At 69.0% G+C, this 18926-nt stretch carries 23 protein-coding genes; 9 read left to right on the forward strand and 14 right to left on the reverse strand.

The window, feature by feature from the left end; all coding sequences use genetic code 11:
* The 5 genes from DDE23_RS16535 to gspG are packed head-to-tail and all read right to left on the reverse strand — an operon-like array spanning position 1 to position 2686.
* Complete coding sequence (locus DDE23_RS16535; protein WP_107753115.1) at positions 1-849, reverse strand: type II secretion system minor pseudopilin; 849 nt, start codon at positions 847-849, stop codon at positions 1-3.
* On the reverse strand, positions 846-1391 hold the full coding sequence (locus tag DDE23_RS25170; protein WP_157958053.1) for a PulJ/GspJ family protein: 546 nt from the start codon (positions 1389-1391) through the stop codon (positions 846-848). Before DDE23_RS25170 ends, DDE23_RS16535 begins: the two co-directional genes overlap by 4 nt.
* On the reverse strand, positions 1391-1744 hold the full coding sequence (locus tag DDE23_RS25440; RefSeq protein WP_202863280.1) for a prepilin-type N-terminal cleavage/methylation domain-containing protein: 354 nt from the start codon (positions 1742-1744) through the stop codon (positions 1391-1393). The genes DDE23_RS25170 and DDE23_RS25440 overlap by 1 nt, the downstream gene beginning before the upstream one ends.
* Positions 1735-2235 (reverse strand): GspH/FimT family pseudopilin, encoded by a 501-nt coding sequence (locus tag DDE23_RS16550; protein WP_107753117.1) that lies wholly within the window; start codon positions 2233-2235, stop codon positions 1735-1737. The genes DDE23_RS25440 and DDE23_RS16550 overlap by 10 nt, the downstream gene beginning before the upstream one ends.
* Complete coding sequence (gene gspG, locus DDE23_RS16555; RefSeq protein ID WP_107753119.1) at positions 2204-2686, reverse strand: type II secretion system major pseudopilin GspG; 483 nt, start codon at positions 2684-2686, stop codon at positions 2204-2206. Before gspG ends, DDE23_RS16550 begins: the two co-directional genes overlap by 32 nt.
* An 84-nt stretch (positions 2687-2770) precedes the next feature.
* Between gspG and DDE23_RS16560 the strand changes: the two genes are divergently transcribed.
* Positions 2771-3532 carry a prepilin peptidase gene (locus tag DDE23_RS16560; protein WP_107753121.1) on the forward strand — a complete coding sequence of 254 codons (762 nt, stop codon included), beginning with the start codon at positions 2771-2773 and terminating at the stop codon, positions 3530-3532.
* A 3-nt stretch (positions 3533-3535) separates the two neighbouring features.
* Here DDE23_RS16560 and DDE23_RS16565 read toward each other — a convergent pair whose 3' ends face one another.
* Together DDE23_RS16565 and DDE23_RS16570 are read right to left on the reverse strand one after the other, a co-directional pair.
* The gene (locus DDE23_RS16565) at positions 3536-5197 is read right to left on the reverse strand and encodes a Na/Pi cotransporter family protein (protein WP_107753123.1); all 1662 of its coding nucleotides are present in this window, start codon (positions 5195-5197) and stop codon (positions 3536-3538) included.
* A gap of 9 nt (positions 5198-5206) precedes the next feature.
* Complete coding sequence (locus tag DDE23_RS16570; protein WP_107753125.1) at positions 5207-6082, reverse strand: MurR/RpiR family transcriptional regulator; 876 nt, start codon at positions 6080-6082, stop codon at positions 5207-5209.
* Between the two features lie 140 nt (positions 6083-6222).
* On the opposite strand from DDE23_RS16570, the gene DDE23_RS16575 reads away from it, so the two are divergent.
* The 8 genes from DDE23_RS16575 to DDE23_RS16610 all read left to right on the forward strand — a co-directional run bounded on the left by DDE23_RS16575 (position 6223) and on the right by DDE23_RS16610 (position 14911).
* The gene (locus tag DDE23_RS16575) at positions 6223-7059 is read left to right on the forward strand and encodes an N-formylglutamate amidohydrolase (RefSeq protein ID WP_107753127.1); all 837 of its coding nucleotides are present in this window, start codon (positions 6223-6225) and stop codon (positions 7057-7059) included.
* Complete coding sequence (locus DDE23_RS16580; protein ID WP_107753129.1) at positions 7059-7565, forward strand: TRAP transporter small permease subunit; 507 nt, start codon at positions 7059-7061, stop codon at positions 7563-7565. Before DDE23_RS16575 ends, DDE23_RS16580 begins: the two co-directional genes overlap by 1 nt.
* Positions 7565-8893, forward strand: coding sequence for a TRAP transporter large permease (locus DDE23_RS16585; protein WP_107753131.1), 1329 nt, complete (start codon positions 7565-7567; stop codon positions 8891-8893). The genes DDE23_RS16580 and DDE23_RS16585 overlap by 1 nt, the downstream gene beginning before the upstream one ends.
* A gap of 52 nt (positions 8894-8945) precedes the next feature.
* The gene (locus DDE23_RS16590) at positions 8946-9983 is read left to right on the forward strand and encodes a TRAP transporter substrate-binding protein (RefSeq protein ID WP_107753133.1); all 1038 of its coding nucleotides are present in this window, start codon (positions 8946-8948) and stop codon (positions 9981-9983) included.
* Between the two features lie 161 nt (positions 9984-10144).
* Positions 10145-11512 carry a glutamine synthetase family protein gene (locus tag DDE23_RS16595; protein ID WP_107753135.1) on the forward strand — a complete coding sequence of 456 codons (1368 nt, stop codon included), beginning with the start codon at positions 10145-10147 and terminating at the stop codon, positions 11510-11512.
* A 218-nt stretch (positions 11513-11730) separates the two neighbouring features.
* Positions 11731-12315 (forward strand): hypothetical protein, encoded by a 585-nt coding sequence (locus DDE23_RS16600; RefSeq protein WP_107753137.1) that lies wholly within the window; start codon positions 11731-11733, stop codon positions 12313-12315.
* Between the two features lie 59 nt (positions 12316-12374).
* Positions 12375-13760 carry an aldehyde dehydrogenase family protein gene (locus DDE23_RS16605; RefSeq protein WP_107753139.1) on the forward strand — a complete coding sequence of 462 codons (1386 nt, stop codon included), beginning with the start codon at positions 12375-12377 and terminating at the stop codon, positions 13758-13760.
* Positions 13757-14911, forward strand: a complete 1155-nt coding sequence (locus DDE23_RS16610) for an iron-containing alcohol dehydrogenase (protein WP_170121879.1) — start codon at positions 13757-13759, stop codon at positions 14909-14911. The genes DDE23_RS16605 and DDE23_RS16610 overlap by 4 nt, the downstream gene beginning before the upstream one ends.
* A 37-nt stretch (positions 14912-14948) precedes the next feature.
* Here the strand turns inward: DDE23_RS16610 and DDE23_RS16615 are convergent, their stop codons facing one another.
* From DDE23_RS16615 to DDE23_RS16645, 7 genes are all read right to left on the reverse strand, one after another.
* Positions 14949-15107, reverse strand: a complete 159-nt coding sequence (locus DDE23_RS16615; protein ID WP_107753141.1) for a DNA gyrase inhibitor YacG — start codon at positions 15105-15107, stop codon at positions 14949-14951.
* A complete protein-coding gene (locus tag DDE23_RS16620) occupies positions 15104-16135 on the reverse strand; it encodes a ribonuclease E/G (RefSeq protein ID WP_107753143.1) in 1032 nt (343 codons plus the stop codon). The genes DDE23_RS16615 and DDE23_RS16620 overlap by 4 nt, the downstream gene beginning before the upstream one ends.
* Positions 16132-16695: a Maf family protein gene (locus DDE23_RS16625; RefSeq protein WP_107753145.1), complete on the reverse strand. Its 564-nt coding sequence runs from the start codon at positions 16693-16695 to the stop codon at positions 16132-16134. Before DDE23_RS16625 ends, DDE23_RS16620 begins: the two co-directional genes overlap by 4 nt.
* Positions 16695-16913 carry a translation initiation factor IF-1 gene (infA, locus tag DDE23_RS16630; RefSeq protein WP_107753147.1) on the reverse strand — a complete coding sequence of 73 codons (219 nt, stop codon included), beginning with the start codon at positions 16911-16913 and terminating at the stop codon, positions 16695-16697. The genes DDE23_RS16625 and infA overlap by 1 nt, the downstream gene beginning before the upstream one ends.
* Positions 16914-16989: 76 nt before the next feature.
* Positions 16990-17898 (reverse strand): carbon-nitrogen hydrolase family protein, encoded by a 909-nt coding sequence (locus tag DDE23_RS16635; RefSeq protein ID WP_107753149.1) that lies wholly within the window; start codon positions 17896-17898, stop codon positions 16990-16992.
* A complete protein-coding gene (locus tag DDE23_RS16640) occupies positions 17895-18479 on the reverse strand; it encodes a GNAT family N-acetyltransferase (protein ID WP_107753151.1) in 585 nt (194 codons plus the stop codon). Before DDE23_RS16640 ends, DDE23_RS16635 begins: the two co-directional genes overlap by 4 nt.
* A complete protein-coding gene (locus DDE23_RS16645) occupies positions 18476-18889 on the reverse strand; it encodes a ketosteroid isomerase-related protein (protein ID WP_272947887.1) in 414 nt (137 codons plus the stop codon). Before DDE23_RS16645 ends, DDE23_RS16640 begins: the two co-directional genes overlap by 4 nt.
* Positions 18890-18926: the final 37 nt, after the last annotated feature.

Raw genomic sequence — 18926 nt, forward strand, 5'->3', positions numbered from 1 at the left:
TCAAGGCCTTGGCACAGACATTATCACGGCGCTGCGGCCCTCGGCCCCGCCCGTGTCCACCACAACAGACCGGCGCAGCACCAAGGTGTCAAGTCGCGCCTCGACCTCCAGCACGAAGCGCCGCGACGCAGCGCCCAGGCGCAGCGCCTCCAATGCCGTGGCGGCGGGCTCTCCCAGCCGCTGGCGCAGCCAGACCGCCAGAACCTCGGGGCTCGGGACCGGCTCGCTCTCCAGCCGCCGGACCAGCAGGTCAAGGCTCGAGCCCCCCAGATCGGGCAGCAGCGCGGCCAGCACCGGCGGCGGAAGGGTGTTGACGTTCATCGCCTCGCCGCCCGGCCAGGCGGCGATCAGCTGCGCCAGTGCCTGCCAGCTCTCGGGCTCGTCGGCCAGCGCCCCCAGCATCAGCGGCGCGCTGGGCAGCAGGTCCTCGGTGGCGGCGGCGATCTCGGTCAGGACCCGGGTCTGCGCCGCCTCTGACAGGCCCTGCGCCGCGGCAAGGCGCCGGAACGCGGCCTGATAGCTCTGGTCGGGATCGCCGCGCAGCAGGTTCAGGTTGAACCGCCCCTGAAGGTCGGAGACCCGCCAGGACAGGCTGCCACGGTCGAGCGGCACGCCGTCGCGCGGCCGTGCCCAATCCTGACGCCGGTTGACCTCGCCCCGCACGGGCAGCAGGCGGCGCACCTCCTCGACCCCGGCATCGAGGTAGAGTGCCGCCTGGTCCCCGGCGAACCGCCATTCCAGCCGGGCGCGCGCCGTCTCGGCCCGCAACAGCAGAGCCGCGGCCACCGCGGCAATGGCGGCGACGATCAGCAATGCCTGGATCAGCGCCATGCCCCGGCTGCGGCTCATCGCGCCACCACCAGCCTGAGGCGCCCCCAGGCCGCCGTTTCCAGCGTCACCTCATAGCCCGGCGCCAGCAGGCGCGGGTCGGGCGCGTCGCCCTCGGGCAGGCCCAGCGGCACGAGGGTCAGGGCGGTCACGCCCTCCAGCATCACCCGGGCGGGGCCGCCGGTGCCCGGCAGCGCCCGGGCCGCCTGACGGCTGAGCCGCCCCTCGGTGACCGACCACAGGACGCGGCCCGCGCCGCGCGCGGGATCGCCCGGCAGATCGGCCAGCCCGGCCCGCAGCCAGCGCAGCCGGCCCGGCTCGACCTCGATCCCGGCGGTCACGGTGTCGCCGAGCGTGCCGGTCGTGGCCACGGGCAGCGCGGCCTCCAGATCCTGCCGCAACGCTGACAGCGTGCGGATCAGCGCGGCCGAACGGTCATCGACCCGGCTCAGGACCGCACGCTGCTGGAATACGCCCCCCAGCGCCTGAACGCCCATGATCGAGACGACGGCCAGGATCGCCATGGCTGCCAACAGCTCGATCAGGGTGAAGCCGCGCCGCATCAGCGCCGCTCTCGCGGGACGATGGTGACGAAGCGCGCACCGGGGCGGCCCGGCGCGGACACGAGGATCGTCGCCTCGATCATCCCCGAGGCGGTCGCCGCCTCCTCGACCGTGACGCGCCAGTCGACAGGGCCCTGGGTGACCCGATCGGGCAGGCGGCGCCCGGCCTGCATGCCGCCAAGCCTGAGTTCGGCCGCCCGGTTCAGCGCCACTTCGGCGGCCAGCGCCCGGTCGACCTGCCCACCGACGCCGCGTTGCGCCTGATCGAGGCTGCGATAGGCCGCGACCGAGCCGATGGCCAGGATCGCCACCGCCACCGCCAGTTCGATCAGGGTGAAGCCCCTCACTCGCATGCCAGCGGCCCCCCGGCCGGGGCCCGGCAGATCCGCCGCTGGCTGCCGGTGAGGATCGTCACCGCATAGGGCGTGCTGCCGCCATCGGGGGCGATCTGGACCGGCGGCACCTCTTCCCTTGGGCCGTTGAGGCCGGGCAGATAGGGGCGGCCGGCGACCTCCCATGTCAGACGCGAGGCGCCGAGGGTCAGCGCCGGACCCTCGGCCTGCCATGCCGTGCCGGTGCGGCGCGCGACGGCCCAGCCGCCGTCGCCCGGAACAAGGCCCAGCGTCCCGCGGCCCAACAGGGCCCGGTCGCGCGCCCGCTGGTCGGCCTGCACCAGCCTCTCGGCCGCCGACACCGCCCCGGGTCGCGCAAAAATACCCCCGGCCGAGAGGCCGACGCCCAGCGACAGGATGGCGATGATCGCCACCACCACCAGCAATTCGATCAGCGTGAAGCCCCGCGCGGGGAGGCGGCTATCGCCCTTGCCAACTGGTGATATCGGCATCCGCGCCGCTGCCCCCGCTGCGCCCGTCAGCCCCGTAGCTCACGATGTCGAAATCCCCGTGCACGCCGGGCGAGAGATAGAGATAGGGCCGCCCCCAGGGATCGTCCGGCACCCGTTCCAGATAGCCGCCCTGCGCCCAGTTCTGCGGCACCGGCGCGGCGGTGGGCCGGGTCGCCAGCGCTGCCAGCCCCTGATCCGTGGTCGGCAGGCTGCCGGTATCCAGCCGGTAGAGGTTCAGCGCCGCGGTGATCGCCGCGATATCGGCCTGCGCCCGGGCGGCGCGCGCCTGATCGGGCCGGTCGATCACCCGCGGCACGATGACCACCGCCAGCAGGGCCAGGATCACCACCACCACCATGAGTTCGATCAGCGTGAGCCCCGCATCCCGTCTCAGGGCGCGCTTTTTCTGCGCGCGCGTCCCGGGGAAATCCGCTTTACTGTAGCCTGCCATCGTTCAACCAGATCCGTTCGAGATGCTCGTTTCCGACCCTAGCGCCGCTTCCCCTCCCCCACAACCGGGCGCAGAGGCTGCGCTGTGACCCTTGCGCTCCTCCTCGGGCTTCTGGGCGCGGCGATGGGCTCGTTCGCGGCGCTCCTGGCCGAGAGGCTGGTGCGGGGCGAGGGCTTCGTGGCCGCGCGGTCGCGTTGCCGGTCCTGCGGCACGGCGCTGGGCGCGGCCGAGCTGGTGCCGCTGCTGTCCTATCCGCTGCTCGGGGGGCGCTGTCGCCATTGTCGGGCGCCGATCCCGCCGGTGCTGTGGCAGGCCGAGATCACCGGCATGCTGATGGGCGTGGCGGCGGGGGCGCTGGCCTGGGATCCATGGCGGGGCCTCTTGATGGCGGGCTGGATGTGGAGCCTCTTGGCGCTGGCCGTGGCCGATCTGCGCTGGTTCCGCCTGCCCTTGCCGCTGTTGGCGCTCAACGCGGCGCTGGGCTTCGGGATGGCGATGGCGGGCGACGGGCTGGGCTGGCCCCTGCCCGGGGACCGGCTGACCATCGCCCTTGCCGGGGCGGCGGCGGGGGGCGGCGCCTTCTGGCTGATCCGCGCGGCCTATGCCCGGTTCGCGGGTCGGGCGGGCATGGGGCTGGGCGACGTGCTGCTGGCCGCCGCGCTGGGCCTCGCGCTGGGCATCCCGCGCCTGCCCACGGTGGTGCTGCTGGCCGCGCTGGCGGCGCTGTCGCTGGCGGTGATCCGGGCGCTGGTGAAGGGCCGCAGCCTCCGGCGGCTGGGCCGCGTGCCCTTCGGCGCGGCGCTGGCGCTGGCGGCGGCGCTGGTCGCGGTCTTCGTGCCCTACTGAGGCCTACTGACCCGGCGCCAAACGCGAGCGCAGCACCTCGCCGCGTTCCTCCAGAATGGGCAGCGCCACCGAGACCAAGAGCGAGTTGATCTCCTTGTAGGCCCTCAGCGCCTCCAGATGCCAATGGCTGGTGGCGAGGCTTTCGGCATTGCCGGCGCTCAGCCGCCCCAGATGGGCCTGATGGCTGTCCCTCTCCAGCGCCCGCATGACCTCTTTCTCGCGCATCAATTGCCGGGCGGCGTCCGGGTCGCCCGAGATCAGCACGTTCATCGCCAGTTGCAGGTTGGTCAGCACCCGCGCATGCATCGCCCTGAGTTCGTCCCGCCCCTTGGCCGAGAAGCTGCGCCCGCTCGCCGTCTTCTTCTGCGCCACCGGCAGCAGCGATTTGGCGACGATATCGCCCGCATATTCGAGGTTGATCGCAACCCCCGTCAGATGCAGGGATTCCCGCGCCTCGTCGGGGGTGAGGCCCCCCTCGTTCAGCGCGGCGAGGAACAGTTTCACATCGGCGTGGCGGCGGTTCATCTCCTCGTCCAGCGCGCTGGTCGCGGCCAGCAGGTCAGGCGGCGCCCCGTCCAGTAGCTGCGGCGCCGGGCGCAGCATTTCCTCCAGCGCGGCGCCCATCAGCAGCAGTTCCCGCTTGGCCGAGGCCAGCGCCAGCTGCGGCAGGGCCAGTGTCGCCCGATCCAGCGCCGTCTTGCGCCGCTGCCCGGCGATGACCGGCTGCGGCTGCTCGGGCGCCAGCCGTTCGGCCAGCCAGAGGGCGGGCCGGATCAGCGGCAGGGCGCAGACGGCGATCACCGCGTTGAAGACCACATGCGCGTTGACGATGCGGACCGAGGCCCCCTCGCCCAGCCAGGCGGGCAGGCCTGCGCCACTCATCCAGCCCAGCCACAGCAGGACCAGCGCCGCCGCGCCGCGCAGGATCAGGTTGCCCAGAGGGATGCGGCGCGAGACCGGGTCCATGCCCCGCGTCAGCCAGACGGCGATCACCGCCCCGCCGACATTGGCGCCCAGCAGCATCGGCAGCGCCGCGGTCATCGGCAGCCCGCCGCCCTGCGCCAGCGCCGCCAGCAGCAGCACCGTGGCGACCGAGGAATGCACCAGCCAGGCCAGCAGCGCCGCCACCAGGAAGGACATGAGCGCGTCGCGGCCGAGGTAATCCATGATGACCGGCAGCGCCGCCGATTCCCGCATCGGCAGGGTCGCCGCGCCGATCATCTGCAAGGACAGCAGCACGAAGCCCACGCCCAGCACGATGCGGCCGTATTGCTTGGCGCGCCGCGCCTCGACCTTCAGGAACAGCACGCAGCCGGTCAGGATCAGGATCGGCACCAGTTCGGAAAGGTCGAGCGCCAGCAGCCGCACCACCAGCGCCGAGCCCAGATCCGCCCCCAGCAGCGCCGCCAGCCCCGTCGCCACGGTGACGATGCCCGAGGCGGCGAAACCCGCCGCCAGCACGCCCACCGCCGTCGCGCTCTGCAACAGCATCGCCAGCACCATCCCGCCCAGCGCCGCCGTCACCCGGTTGCCCGAGGCGCCCTGCAAGCGGTCGCGCAAGGCCGCGCCATGCGCGCGCTCGATCCCGGTGCGGACCATGCGCACGGCATAGAGCAGCAGCATCACCGCCGCCGCCAGGTTGATGAGGATCAGGATCGGATGCATCGCGCGCCCCTATCGCGCCCGGCGGAAAAGCTGCGCCCGGGCATAAAGCGCTTCCATACGCCGCAACCGGTCCGCCGTCTCGTCCCAACTGCGGTTCTGCACGCCCGCGAGCAGCGCCTCGACCAGCATGACCAGCGCGGTGATCGAATCCCAGGCAGAAGGCGCTTCGATATGGCAGGGCAGGATATGCTGGGCATGGGCCGCGGCGGGCGAGACCCAGCGGTCGGTTATCAGCACCACCTCCGCCCCCTGCGCGCGTGCCATCTCGACGATATGCAGGACCGAGGCCTCGTAGCGGCGGATGTCGAAGGCCACCAGCACATCGCCCGGCCGCATGTCCAGCAGCGCGGGCGGCCAGGAATTGGGCAGGTTGGACCAGAGGCTCACCTCGCCCCGCGTCACGCGCAGGGTGGTTGCGAAATATTCCGCCACCGGATGCGTCAGGCGCCCGCCCAGCATGGCGATCCGCCGCTCGCGATCCGCCAGCAGCGCTGTCACCGCATCGAAGCCTGCGTGGTCGATCTGGCCCAGCGTGGCGGTCACATTCTCCACCACCTTGGCCGCGAAAGCGTCGAGCACATGGTCGCGCGCGCCCGCCCCCGCCCATTTCTCGCGCTTGGCGATGGGGGAGGCCAGCTTTTCGCCCACCTCCTCGCGCAGCTGGGCCTGAAACTCGGGATAGCCGGAATAGCCCAGCTTCTGCACCAGCCGCACCACCGTCGGCCCGCTGACCCCCGCCCCCCGCGCGACCGAGGCGACCGAGCCCAGCACCGCCACCGGGTAATTGCCCAGCATATGGGCGGCCAGCTGCCGTTCGGCCCGGGTCAGGTCCGGCATGGCGGCGCGCAGGCGCGCCTCTGGAGTATCCGCTGGCGTGTCGTTCATCGGGGTCCCGGCCTGGTGCTCAGAAAACAGCCTAGCGCCGTTTGTGCGATTTGTAACAGAAATTTCCCTTCCGAAAAGAACTTGACAGAATTGCCCGCGATGGCCGAGGCTTCACCCACCGATACCCGGAGTCCCTGCCCATGCCCCTCTCCGCCGCGCGTGCCGCCGACGCCCTTCTGCCGCATTTCGAGGGGCTGGTGGAGCACTGGGATGCCGCGGGCGCGCCCGGTCCGGGCGAGGGGCCGGCGGGGCTGGTGCTGATCTGCGACCATGCCTCGAACGTGCTGCCGCTGGACTGGCCGGCGCTGGGCGGCGATCTGGGATTGTCGGCCGAGGCGCAGGTCTCGCACGCGGCCTGGGACATCGGCGCGCTGGGTTTGGCGCGGGGGCTGGCGGCCCGGCTGGCACCGGTCACGGGGGGCACGGTGCTGGTCTCGGCGCCATTGTCGCGGCTGGCCTATGACCTCAACCGCGCGCCTGACCATCCCGCCGCCATGCCGCCGATGTCCGAGGTCCACGAAGTCCCCGGCAACCGCGACCTGACCGCCGCCGACCGGCTGGCCCGGACCGAGGCGATCTGCCTGCCCTTCCACGCCACCCTCGCGACCGAGATTGCGCGTCTGGTCGCCCGCGGCCGCCGCCCGGCGCTGATCGCTGTCCATTCCTTCACCCCGGTCTATTTCGGCATGAAACGCGCCGTCGAATTCGGGGTGATCCATGACGACGACCAGACCCTCACCCATGCGGTGATCGAGGCGGCCAAGGGCTGCGGCCTCGATACCCGCCTGAACGAGCCCTATTCGGCGGCGGGCGACGTGACCCATACGATCCGCCTGCATGCCGTGCCGCTCAGGCTGCCGAACACCATGCTGGAGATCCGCAACGACCTGATCGCCGACGCCCCGGCGCAGGAGGCCATGGCCGACCGGCTGGCCCCGGTGCTGGCCGCGGCGCTGACCGCGACGGGGGCCGTCTGATGCCCCGCGTCCTGGTCACCTATGTCCGCTGGGTCGAAAGGTTCAACTGGCTCTTCGGCCGGATCGCCATGTATGCGCTCTTGGCCCTGATGGGCGTCATGCTCTACGGCGCGCTGGCCCGGGCCGTCGGCAACCCGCCGATCTGGACCGACGAGATGGCCCAGTTCCTGCTGATGGGCTATTTCATGATCGGCGGCGCCTATGCGCTGCAACTGGGCTCGGCCGTGCGGATGGACCTGCTCTATTCCCGCTGGTCCGACAAGACGCGGGCGCTGGTCGACATCCTGACCGTGGGCTCGCTGCTCTTCTACCTCTGCGTCCTGCTCTGGGGCGGGTGGGAGAGCCTGCAATACGCGCTGGAATACGGCGAACGGCGCCGCGGCACCTGGCGGCCCTACATGGCGCCGGTCAAGGCGATCATGGTGCTGGGCATCCTGATGATGATCCTGCAGGTCCTGGCCTTCACCATCCGCGACATCGCGCGCCTGAAAGGCGAGGAGATCTGATGCCCACCGAGATGATCGCCGCGCTGATGTTCGGCAGCCTTCTGCTGCTGATGCTGACCGGACAGCGCATGTTCGGCGTGATCGGCTTTGTCGCCGTGGTGGCCGCGCTGTTCCTCTGGGGCGACCGGGGCGGGCATGACATCGCCTTCTCGCAGGCCTTCAAGCTGATGAACTGGTTCCCGCTCATCACGCTGCCGATGTTCATCTTCATGGGCTATGTGCTGTCGGAATCGCGGCTGGCCGATGACCTTTACCGCATGTTCCACGTCTGGTTCGGGCCGGTGCCCGGGGGCCTCGCCATCGGGACCATCGTGCTGATGGTGCTGATTTCGGCGATGAACGGGCTGTCGGTGGCGGGGATGGCCATCGGCTCGACCATCGCGCTGCCGGAACTCCTGAAACGAAACTACGACAAGCGGATGGTCACAGGGGTCATTCAGGCCGGGTCATCGCTGGGCATCCTGATCCCGCCCTCGGTCGTCATGGTGCTTTACGCGATGATCGCCCGGCAGCCGGTGGCGCAGCTGTGGCTGGCGGGGATCCTGCCGGGGCTGCTGATGGCCTCGCTCTTCATCGCCTATATCTGGCTGCGCTGCCGCATCAACCCGGCGCTGGGCCCGGTGCTGTCGGCCGAGGAACGCGCGGCGATCTCGACATCCGAGAAATACCGGCTGCTGCTGGCGGGCGTCCTGCCGCTGGGCATCTTCCTGGTGATGATGGTGCCCTTCATCCTGGGCTATACGCGGCTGGTTGAAAGCTCGGTCATCGGTGCGCTCGCCGCCGTCGCCGCCTCGGTCTACAAGAAGCGCATGACGCGGCAGGTCTGGGAGACGTGCCTGGTGCAGACCCTCTCGGTCAGCTGCATGTTCCTGTGGATCATCCTGGCGGCGCTGGCCTTCGGGGCGATCTTCGACGGGCTGCGCGCGGTTGAATTCGTCCGCGAGTTCTTCATCACCGATCTGGGCCTCAACCGCTGGCAGATCCTGATCCTGATGCAGCTCAGCTTCATCCTGATGGGGACGTTCCTGGACGACACCGCCATGCTGGTGATCGTGGCGCCGCTCTATGTGCCGATCGTCCGGGCGCTGGAATTCGATCTGGTGTGGTATGGTGTCCTCTACACGATCACCTGCCAGATCGCCTATATGACGCCGCCCTTCGGCTATAACCTGTTCCTGATGCGCGCCATGGCACCGTCGAGCGTGTCGCTGGCCGATATCTACCGCTCCATCGTGCCTTTCGTGGGGGTGATGATTCTGGGCCTCGCGCTCATCATGATCTTCCCGCAGATCGCGCTCTGGCTGCCGCAGACGCTGTATAATCCCTGAACCCCAGAAGGCCCGAAGGCCCGCCCCAAGTCCAACAGAAGGAGATACGGAAATGACGACGACGAGACGGAAGTTCCTGACCACCAGCGCCCTCGGCGGCGCAGCGGCCCTGGCGGCTCCGGCGGTTCACGCGCAATCGACGATCCGCTGGCGGATGCAGACCTATGCGGGCGCCGCGCTGGGCGAATTCGTGGTGAAACCGGCGGTCGACATGTTCAACGCCATCGCCGGCGACGAGATGCAGATCGACCTCTATTACGCCGACCAGATCGTACCGACGGGCGAATTGTTCCAGGCCCTGCAGCGCGGGACCATCGACTGCGTGCAATCGGATGACGATTCCATGGCCTCGCCCACCGAAGTGACGGTGTTCGGCGGCTATTTCCCGCTGGCCAGCCGCTATTCGCTGGATGTGCCCGCGCTGTTCAACGACTGGGGCCTGAACGAGATCTGGGGCGAGGCCTATGCCGCCGTGGGCGTGAAGCACATCTCGGCCGGGTCGTGGGATCCGTGCCATTTCATCACCTCCTCGCCGATCACCTCGCTGGCCGATCTGCAGGGCAAGCGGGTCTTCACCTTCCCCACCGCCGGGCGCTTCCTGTCGCAGTTCGGCGTCGTCCCGGTCACCGTGCCGTGGGAGGATGTGGAGATCGCGCTGCAGACGCGCGAGATCGACGGCGTGGCCTGGTGCGGCGCGACCGAGGCCTATACGGTCGGCTGGGCCGATGTCACCAGCCATTTCCTGACCAACAACATCTCGGGCGCCTGGATCGGGCATTTCTTCTCGAACATGGACCGCTGGAACGAGCTGTCGCCGAAGCTGCAGAATCTGGTCGCGACCTGCTTCGAGCAGTCGCATTACTACCGCCAGCACTGGTACTGGGCGGGCGAGGCGCGCTACCGGACGGAAGGCACCAAGCTGGAACTGACGGCGATCCCCGATGCCGAATGGGCCACCGTCGAGACCGCGGCACGGACCTTCTGGGACGAGATCGGCGCCGAAAGCGAGACCAAGGCGCGGGTCGTGCAGATCTTCAAGGATTACAATTCGGCCATGGACCGCGCCGGGCGGCCCTACCGCTATTCGTGACCGGGACGCGGGGGGCTGCTCGCCCCCCATGAAACGAAAAAGTGCGGGGGGCTGCTCGCCCCCCGCGCCCCCTCGCCCAAGGGGCCCACGGGCCCCTTGGGGAACCCCGTGCGTATTTCAGACAAGATGATGGGGCGCAGGGTGCGCCCGGTGAGGACGAGATGAGCGGATATCTGACGCTGGAGACCCTGGGCGCGGCCTTCGAGGCGGGCGAGATCGACACCGTGGTGGTGGCGGGTGTCGACATGCAGGGGCGGCTGATGGGCAAGCGCTTTCATGCGGCGCATTTCCTCAGCCACGGCTGGGAAGAGACGCATTGCTGCAATTACCTGCTGACCGTCGACATGGCGATGAACCCGGTCCCGGGTTACGAGGCGGCGAGCTGGGCGCAGGGCTATGGCGATTACCTGATGAAGCCCGATCTGGCGACGCTGCGCCGGGTGCCCTGGCTCGAGGGCACGGCGCTGGTGCTCTGCGATCTGCTCGACCATCACACGCATGAGGAAATCGCCGTCAGCCCGCGCGCGATCCTCAAGCGGCAGATCGCCCGGGCCAAGGCGCTGGGCTATGACGCGATGATGGCGACGGAGCTGGAATTCTTCGTCTTCGAGAACAGCTATGAGCAGTTCCGCGACACGGGATTCCAGAATCTGGTGCCGATCTCGGGCTATAACGAGGATTACCACATCTTCCAGACCACCAAGGAAGAGCCCCTGATGCGGGCCCTGCGCAACGGGCTTTATGGCGCGGGCATCCCGGTCGAGAATACCAAGGGCGAGGCCGAGGCGGGCCAGGCGGAGGTCAACATCCGCTATGCCGATGCCCTGACCACGGCCGACCATCACACGATCACCAAGGCGGCAACGCGCGAGATCGCCCATGCGATGGGCAAGTCCGTGACCTTCATGGCCAAGTATCATCATGACAAGGCGGGCTCGTCCTCGCATGTCCACCAGTCGCTGTGGGGGACGGATGGCAGCGCCGCCTTCGCCGACAAGGCGGACGAGAATGGCATGTCCGCGCTGATGAAGCATTTTCTGGCCGGTCAGCTGGCCCATGCGCGCGAGATCACCCTGTTCCTCGCGCCCTATGTGAACAGCTACAAGCGCTTCTGCGTCGGGCTCTTCGCGCCGACCAAGGCGGTCTGGTCCGCCGACAACCGCACCGCGGGCTTCCGGGTCTGCGGCGCCGGGACCAAGGCGGTGCGGGTCGAATGCCGGATCGGCGGCGCCGACCTCAACCCCTATACCGCCTGCGCGGCGCTGCTCGCGGCGGGGCTGGACGGGATCGAGCAGAAGCTGGCACTGGAGCCGGAACTGAAGGGCGACATGTACGCGGCCGAAGGCGCGCGCGAGATCCCCAAGACCCTGCGCGAGGCGGCAGATCTGGCCGAGGGTTCGTCCTGGCTGCGCGGCGCATTGGGCGCGGCGGTGGTCGAGCATTACGTTCACGCCGCCCGCTGGGAAATCGCCGAGGCCGACCGGGTCGTCACCGACTGGGAGCTGAAGCGGGGCCTGGAACAGGCCTGAGCCCCGGGACCCGATGCAGCATGGCGCAGCCCCGGCACCCCCTTGAACGGACAGCCCCGCCCCCGCCCTGCGGCGCGCGGCGCGCCGCCCCGCGCGTCCCGGGCAGGCGCGGTCGCGGCCCCGTGTCTGGGCCGGAGCGGCGAAAAATGATAGTCTTCGCCTCATTGAAACCCGCCCCGGTCCGGTCCGGGCCGTGGCGGCCTGCCATGAGGTTTGACATGAAAAGACGTTTTTCCGCCCTGGCCGTGGCCGGGATTGCCCTGCTTCTTGCCGCCCCCGCCGCTGCCACCATCTCGCGCGGGTGCAGCGCCAGCATCGCCGTCATGGGGCCGAACATTTACAACAATCTCCAGCCGCTGATCGAGATGGACGCCTCGGGCACCTGTTCGAACGGGCGGCCGAACCAGTGCCGGGTCAATGCCCATGGCGCGCTGAGGGCCTGTATCGGGGCGCTGTGGAACGAGCGGCGCAGCCATGCCATCCCGGCGGCCTGCCTGGCCTCGGTCGGGGGCAACAACCGCATGAACTGGACGCGCTGGGTGGGCATCTATCCGCATCTGCCGCATGGCCAGAACAGCCTTCTGGACCGGGTGCGGGTCGAGGCCTGCTGCCCGACCGACCGCTTCGACGTGGTGCATGTGCTGGTGCGCTACGGGATCGACGGCGACAACGGCTGCGCCGGTCAGGTCGACGGGCGGTTCCGCACCGTCGATCAGGGCGACCTGGACGCCAATTTCCGCATTGATTGCGGCGCGCAGCGGGCCCGGGGCCTCTGCGGGCCGATCCGGCGGACCAATCCCTAGACGAACACCGGCGGGGGCGGGCCGAAGCGCCCTGCCCCCGCGCTGACCAAGGAGCCAGAATGACCACCATCAAATGCCTCTCGCCCGTCGACGGGCGGATCTATGCCGAGCGGCCCGCCCTGCCCTTGGCCGAGGCCCAGGCCGCCGCTGCCCGCGCCAAGGTAGCGCAAAAGGCCTGGGCCGCGCGCCCGCTGGCCGAGCGCATCGCGCTGGTGATGGCCGGGGTCGAGGCGCTGAACGCGATGAAAGCGCCGGTGGTCGAGGAACTGGCCTGGCAGATGGGCCGCCCCACCCGCTATGGCGGCGAATTCGGCGGCATGAACGAACGTTCGCGCTACATGGCCAGCATCGCCGAGACGGCGCTGGCCCCGACGATGGTCGAGGATGGCACCACCTTCCGCCGCTATATCGCGCGGGAGGCGGTGGGCGTGGTGCTGGTCATCGCGCCCTGGAACTATCCCTACATGACGGCGATGAACACGATTGTTCCCGCGCTGATCGCCGGGAACAGCGTCATGCTGAAACACGCCTCGCAGACCCTGCTGGTGGGCGAGCGGATCGCGATGGCGATGGCCGAGGCGGGGGTGCCCGCGGATGTCTTCCAGAACGTCGTGCTGGACCACGCCACGACCGAGGCGCTGATCGGTGCCCGGGCCTTTGGCTTCGTGAATTTCACCGGCTCGGTGGGCGGCGGTGTCGCCATCGAGAAGGCGGCGGCGGGCACTTTCACCGGCGTCGGGCTGGAACTGGGCGGCAAGGACCCGGGCTATGTCCGGGCCGATGCAGACCTTGACGCGGCGGTGGACAGCCTGATGGACGGCGCCATGTTCAACGCCGGTCAGTGCTGCTGCGGGATCGAGCGGATCTATGTCCACGAATCGCTCTATGACGCCTTCGTCGAGAAATCCGTGGCCTGGGTGAAGGCCCTGAAACTCGGCAACCCGTTCGAGCCGGAAACCACCCTCGGCCCGATGGCCCATGCCCGTTTCGCCCGCATCGTCCGCGAGCAGGTGGCCGAGGCCGTGGCCGCCGGTGCCACGCCCCTGATCGACCCCGCGCTGTTTCCGGCCGATGACGGCGGCGCCTATCTGGCGCCGCAGATTCTGGTCAACGTGGATCATTCCATGCGGGTCATGACCGAGGAAAGCTTCGGCCCGGTGGTCGGCATCATGAAGGTCTCGGGTGACGAGGAAGCCATCGCCCTGATGAACGACTGCCACTACGGGCTCACCGCCTCGATCTGGACCGCCGACACCGAGGCCGCGGCCGCAATCGGCGCGCGGATCGAGACGGGGACCGTGTTCATGAACCGCTGCGACTATCTCGACCCGGCCTTGTGCTGGACCGGCTGCAAGGATACCGGCCGGGGCGCCGCGCTGTCGGCGCTGGGTTATCAATCGGTCACGCGGCCGAAATCCTACCATCTGAAGAAGGTCACGAAATGAACGTCCCCACCATGAACTGGTCCTACCCTACGGCCGTGAAATTCGGCGTGGGGCGCATCAAGGAACTGGCCGATCACGCCAAGGCGGTCGGCATGAAGGCGCCGCTGCTGGTCACCGACAAGGCGCTGGCCGCCCTGCCGATCACCGCCGAGGCGCTTTCGGTGCTGGAGGCGGGCGGGCTCGGCAAGGCCCTCTTCTCCGAGGTCGACGCCAACCCGACCGAGGCGAACATGGCCGCGGGCATCGCCGTCTACAAGGCGGGCGGGCATGACGGGGTGATCTGCTTCGGCGGCGGCTCGGCCCTGGATCTGGGCAAGATGATCGCGCTGATGGCCGGGCAGCCGGCCACGCTCAGCGTCTGGGATCTGGAGGATATCGGCGACTGGTGGACCCGCGCGGATGCGTCGAAGATCGCACCGATCATCGCCGTGCCCACGACCGCCGGCACCGGCTCGGAAGTGGGCCGCGCGGGGGTGCTGACCAACGCCACGACCCACAAGAAGAAGATCATCTTCCACCCGGCGCTGATGCCGAAGGTGACGATCTGCGATCCGGCGCTGACCGTGGGGATGCCGCGTTTCATCACGGCCGGCACCGGCATGGATGCGCTCGCGCATTGCCTCGAGGCCTATTGCAGCCCCTTCTACCACCCGATGTCGCAGGGCATCGCGTTGGAAGGCATGCGGCTGGTGTTCGAGAACCTGCCCAAGGTCTACGCCAATCCCGGCGATCTGGAGGCCCGCGCGCATATGATGTCGGCCGCGGCCATGGGGGCCGTCGCCTTCCAGAAGGGCCTCGGCGCCATCCATTCGCTGAGCCATCCGATCGGCGCGGTCTACAACACCCACCACGGCACGACGAACGCCGTGGTCATGCCGATGGTGCTGGATTTCAACCGCCCGGCCATCGAGGACCGCCTGACCCGCGCCGCCGCCTATATCGGCATCGCGGGCGGGTTCGAGGGGTTCCGCGCCGCCGTCATGGACCTGCGCAAGACCCTCTCGATCCCCGAGACCCTGACCGCGCTGGGCGTGACCAACCCCGACCTCGCCACCCTGACCGAGATGGCGCTGGAGGACCCCTCCTGCGGCGGCAACCCCATCGAGATGAATGCCGCAAATACCCGCGCCCTGTTCGAGGCCTGCCTCTGAGACCGGAAACGCCGCGCCCTTGCGGGGGCGCGGCGGTTCAGTCTTCCTCGTCGTCCGGGACCGGCGGTTCGGCGGTGGGGATCCGGTAATCCTCGCGGAACCAGCGGGCCAGATCGACATCGGCGCAGCGTTTCGAGCAGAAGGGCCGGTAGGCTTCGACCATCGGCTTGCCGCATTGCGGGCATTTGCCGCTCATGTCAGCCAGTCCGGCAGGGGCGCACGATCCCGGCGCCGCGTCAGTTCGAAATTGCCCAAGGGCGTCCAGCCCGCGACCGAGGCCTCGCCAGCGTCCGCGCGCAACGCCTTGCTGATCACCTGTTCCAGCACATGCCGGTCACGCTTGGGACAGGGGGCGAAATCGACGATCACCATCCCGCCAAGCCCGCGCAGCCTGAGTTGCCGCGGCAGGTCGCGCGCCGCGGCGATCGAGGCCTTCAGCCCCGCCGCGGGCGAGGTATCGGCGCCGGTGTTCACATCGACCGCGACGAAAGCCCGCGTCGCCTGGATATGCATCGAGGCGCCGCCTTCCAGCCGCACCTCGGGCGTGAGCAGCGCGGCGATCTGATCGAGCGCGCCGGAATGTTCCAGCGCGTCGGGGCCGTCATCGACCTCATCGACATCGCCCCAGTCGCGCCACGCCAGTTCATGCGGCCCGGGCGCGTCGACCAACAGTTCCGGCCCGCCCGTGAGGTCCGCCAGAACCGCTTCGGCCAGGACCCGCATCTGGGCGATATCGGTGGTGATTTCCTCGTCCGAAGCCGCCTCGCAGGCCGAGCGCAGGATCAGGCCCAGACTCTCGTCCGCGCCCTGCATCCCCTCGGTGGCCAGCGCGGCGAGGTCGGCCCGGAGCCCCTCGTCCCGGATGGCGCGCGAGATGTTGAGGCCCGGCGCCTCGGGCGTGACGATGGCATAGCGGGACTTGAAGAGCAGGCGTTGCGTCAGCGGCAGGGCCTTGCCCGGCTCGGAGGCACCGGCAACCTGCACCAGAATCTTCTGCCCCGGCGCCAGCCCCTTGGGCGCGCGCAAAAAGCCGGACAGGCCATCGGGCAGATCGACGAAGACCCCGCCCAGCCCCTTGACCGGCCGCCCGACAACGCCGCGCAGGATGGCGCCCGGGGCGATCCCGTCCTCGTCGAGTGCGAGGTCGGTCAGTTGTCCGTCCACCATCAGCGCCGCAACTTCGCGCGCGCCGATATGGCCTAGGGCGATCACGCTGCCCTTCATGCCTGATACCCCGCGGCGTTGAGGAGCGTGGCGGTCTCGGCCAGCGGCAGGCCGACAACCGCGCTGAACGAGCCCTGAATCCACGGGATGAAGGCCCCGGCCCGGCCCTGAATGCCGTAGCCGCCGGCCTTGCCCTGCCATTCGCCGCTGGCGAGGTAGGAATTCAGCTCATCGTCGGACAGGCGCTTCATCTTCACCGCGGTTTCCACCACCCTCTCCCAGACCTGCGCGCCGCGCTTCACCGCCACGGCGGTAATCACGGTATGCCGCCGCCCGGCCATGTCGGTCAGGAACTTCGCCGCCTCGGCCGCGCTTTCGGGCTTGCCCAGAATGCGGCGGCCCAGGGCCACGGTGGTATCGGCGCAGAGCACGATCTCATCCCCGGCGGCCTGAACGGCCGCCGCCTTTTCAGCCGCCATGCGCGCGCAATAGGGGCGCGGCAATTCGCGGGGACGGGGCGTTTCGTCGATATCGGCGGGGCGCACGGCATCCGGGACGATGCCGATGGTCGCCAGCAGGTCCAGCCGCCGGGGGCTGGCCGAACCCAGAACAAGCTTCATCACTTGAAGCGATAGTTGATCCGGCCCTTGGTCAGATCGTAGGGCGTCATCTCGACCTGAACCCGGTCGCCTGCGAGGACACGGATGCGGTTCTTCCGCATCTTGCCTGCCGTATGCGCGATGATCACATGGCCGTTGTCCAGCTCGACCTTGAACGTCGCGTTCGGCAGGAGTTCCTTCACGACGCCGGGAAATTCGAGCAGTTCTTCCTTGGCCATGGTCTCTCCAAATGGGTATCCGCCCGCATGAAGCAGGCGCCAGCCATATGCGCCTTCAAGGGCGGGTTTTCAAGGATTAACTTGCACCGCGCCGCAGGGTTCCCTTGGCCAGCCGCGCCTCCTGTTCTTCCCAGTGCCGGAAATTGAGCACCCCGCCATTGGCGCGCGTCCAGGCGATCAGATCGCGCGACACGCGGTCCATCATCCAGCAGGCCTCGTCCATGCCGCTCATCACCAAAAGTCCGTCCTCGGGCCAGCCCTGATCCGGCGGGCCATAGAGGGCCGAGGCGCCGGTATTCTCCTCGACGCCCGCGCACCAGGGCGCCTTGCCGACCAGGCAGGAATGCGCGGCGACGCACTGGTTTTCCAACGCCCTCGCCTGCGCGCCGATGCGGACCCGCCAATAGCCCGCGCGCGTTTCGGTGCAGGACGGGACCAGCAGGATGTCCACCCCCTCCTCGGCCAGCTTGCGGGCCAGCAGGGGGAATTCGCTGTCATAGCAGATCGCCACGCCGATCCGGCCCAAGGCCGTGTCGAAGACGGTCAGCCCCTCCGTCCCCGGCACGACGTTCCATTCCTCGCGCTCGAAGCGGGTCATGATCTGCTTGTCCTGATGGCCAATCACCCCGCCCGGCCCATAGAGCGTGGCGCGGTTCACCGGCCGCTCACCGGTGAAGACGGGGCCGGAGGGGCCGAGGATATGCACCCCGTGCCGCGCCGCCAGCGCGCAGAACAGCGCGTCCATGGCCGGGCGGTGGCGGGCGACCTCGTGCAGCGCGCGTTCCAGATCCGCCGCGACCTCGGCCCCGCCGAGGCTGGCCAGTTCCATCGCCCCGTATTCGGGAAAGACCAGCAGTTCCGCCCGGGCCCCAGCGGCATTGCCGACCCAGCCCGCGATCTTGGCCTCGTATTCGGCGAAACTGTCAAACCAGTCCAGCGGATAGGCGGCGACAGCGATGGTGACCTCGGTCTGGGCGTCGGTCATGGCAGCTCACGGATCCAGAATTGCAGGGGTTTCGGTGTTTCGAGGCTATCGCCCAGATCCTTCCAGCGGAAGGTGGCGATGGCGCCGGGCAGGGGCGCATAGCCCCGCGCCCGCCAGAACCCGTCCAAGGGACGGTAACCGGCGGGATGCGCCGGGTGATCCGCAGGCCGCTCGACCCGGCAGAATGCGACATGGCGACGGCCCAACGTGGCCGCTTTCGCCTCGCGGATGTCAAAGAACCGATGTCCGACGCCCCGGCCGCGGTATTCCGGCAGCAGCACCGATTCGGCACAATAGAAAATGTCAGACAGCGCCAGCCCCGAGGAGGCGAAGGCCTGGGCGAAATCCTCGGCGTGGTCTTCCATCGGCGTGCCGGTGGCGGCGCCGACCAGCGCCTCGCCGTCAAAGGCCCCCGCCACCACCGCCCGCGGGTTGTCGCGGTAGGGCGCAAGGTATTCGCGCTCGTAGTCCAGCGAGCCGTCATAGAGATAGGGCCAGTCGCGAAACACCGCGATGCGGAGCCGCGCCACGCCGTCCAGCGCCGCGTCCAGCGCCGGGCCGGAAAGCGCCTCGACCCTCATCCGCCGACCTGCCGCAACCATTCCTGCAGATTGTAATAGGTGGTGACGCGGGTAATCTTGCCATCCTTGAGGCTGAAGAACCCGCCCGCGGGCAGGACATAGGTCTGGCCATGCGCCTCGGGCAGGCCCGGATCGGTCTTGAGGTACGTGCCGTTCACGATGAACTCGGCCGCGCCGCGCGTGCCGTCCTCCGAGCCATAGACCACCATCTCGGTCAGGGTCTCGCGGTAGGTCTCGCTCATATGGGCGCAGAACTCGGCGAAAGCCTGTTTGCCCAGACGGGCCGTGCCTTCGTTGACGTGATGGGCGAAATCCGCGTGCAGGCAGTCCAGCATCCCGGGAATGTCGCCCCGGTTGAAGGAATCGTAATAGGTCTGGATCGTGGCGCGGGCGGTGTCTGCTGGATTCACACTGGTCTCCTGTTTCTTTTCAGGAAACATAACGCCA

Source organism: Pararhodobacter aggregans (genome assembly GCF_003075525.1).
Classification (GTDB): domain Bacteria; phylum Pseudomonadota; class Alphaproteobacteria; order Rhodobacterales; family Rhodobacteraceae; genus Pararhodobacter; species Pararhodobacter aggregans.

Coding starts and splice junctions, on each gene's coding strand:
- DDE23_RS16535 (WP_107753115.1), bottom strand. CDS start 849: ATGAGCCGCAGCCGGGGCATGGCGCTGATCCAGGCATTGCTGATCGTC.
- DDE23_RS25170 (WP_157958053.1), bottom strand. CDS start 1,391: ATGCGGCGCGGCTTCACCCTGATCGAGCTGTTGGCAGCCATGGCGATC.
- DDE23_RS25440 (WP_202863280.1), bottom strand. CDS start 1,744: ATGCGAGTGAGGGGCTTCACCCTGATCGAACTGGCGGTGGCGGTGGCG.
- DDE23_RS16550 (WP_107753117.1), bottom strand. CDS start 2,235: ATGCCGATATCACCAGTTGGCAAGGGCGATAGCCGCCTCCCCGCGCGG.
- gspG (WP_107753119.1), bottom strand. CDS start 2,686: ATGGCAGGCTACAGTAAAGCGGATTTCCCCGGGACGCGCGCGCAGAAA.
- DDE23_RS16565 (WP_107753123.1), bottom strand. CDS start 5,197: ATGCATCCGATCCTGATCCTCATCAACCTGGCGGCGGCGGTGATGCTG.
- DDE23_RS16570 (WP_107753125.1), bottom strand. CDS start 6,082: ATGAACGACACGCCAGCGGATACTCCAGAGGCGCGCCTGCGCGCCGCC.
- DDE23_RS16575 (WP_107753127.1), top strand. CDS start 6,223: ATGCCCCTCTCCGCCGCGCGTGCCGCCGACGCCCTTCTGCCGCATTTC.
- DDE23_RS16580 (WP_107753129.1), top strand. CDS start 7,059: ATGCCCCGCGTCCTGGTCACCTATGTCCGCTGGGTCGAAAGGTTCAAC.
- DDE23_RS16585 (WP_107753131.1), top strand. CDS start 7,565: ATGCCCACCGAGATGATCGCCGCGCTGATGTTCGGCAGCCTTCTGCTG.
- DDE23_RS16590 (WP_107753133.1), top strand. CDS start 8,946: ATGACGACGACGAGACGGAAGTTCCTGACCACCAGCGCCCTCGGCGGC.
- DDE23_RS16595 (WP_107753135.1), top strand. CDS start 10,145: ATGAGCGGATATCTGACGCTGGAGACCCTGGGCGCGGCCTTCGAGGCG.
- DDE23_RS16600 (WP_107753137.1), top strand. CDS start 11,731: ATGAAAAGACGTTTTTCCGCCCTGGCCGTGGCCGGGATTGCCCTGCTT.
- DDE23_RS16605 (WP_107753139.1), top strand. CDS start 12,375: ATGACCACCATCAAATGCCTCTCGCCCGTCGACGGGCGGATCTATGCC.
- DDE23_RS16610 (WP_170121879.1), top strand. CDS start 13,757: ATGAACGTCCCCACCATGAACTGGTCCTACCCTACGGCCGTGAAATTC.
- DDE23_RS16615 (WP_107753141.1), bottom strand. CDS start 15,107: ATGAGCGGCAAATGCCCGCAATGCGGCAAGCCGATGGTCGAAGCCTAC.
- DDE23_RS16620 (WP_107753143.1), bottom strand. CDS start 16,135: ATGAAGGGCAGCGTGATCGCCCTAGGCCATATCGGCGCGCGCGAAGTT.
- DDE23_RS16625 (WP_107753145.1), bottom strand. CDS start 16,695: ATGAAGCTTGTTCTGGGTTCGGCCAGCCCCCGGCGGCTGGACCTGCTG.
- infA (WP_107753147.1), bottom strand. CDS start 16,913: ATGGCCAAGGAAGAACTGCTCGAATTTCCCGGCGTCGTGAAGGAACTC.
- DDE23_RS16635 (WP_107753149.1), bottom strand. CDS start 17,898: ATGACCGACGCCCAGACCGAGGTCACCATCGCTGTCGCCGCCTATCCG.
- DDE23_RS16640 (WP_107753151.1), bottom strand. CDS start 18,479: ATGAGGGTCGAGGCGCTTTCCGGCCCGGCGCTGGACGCGGCGCTGGAC.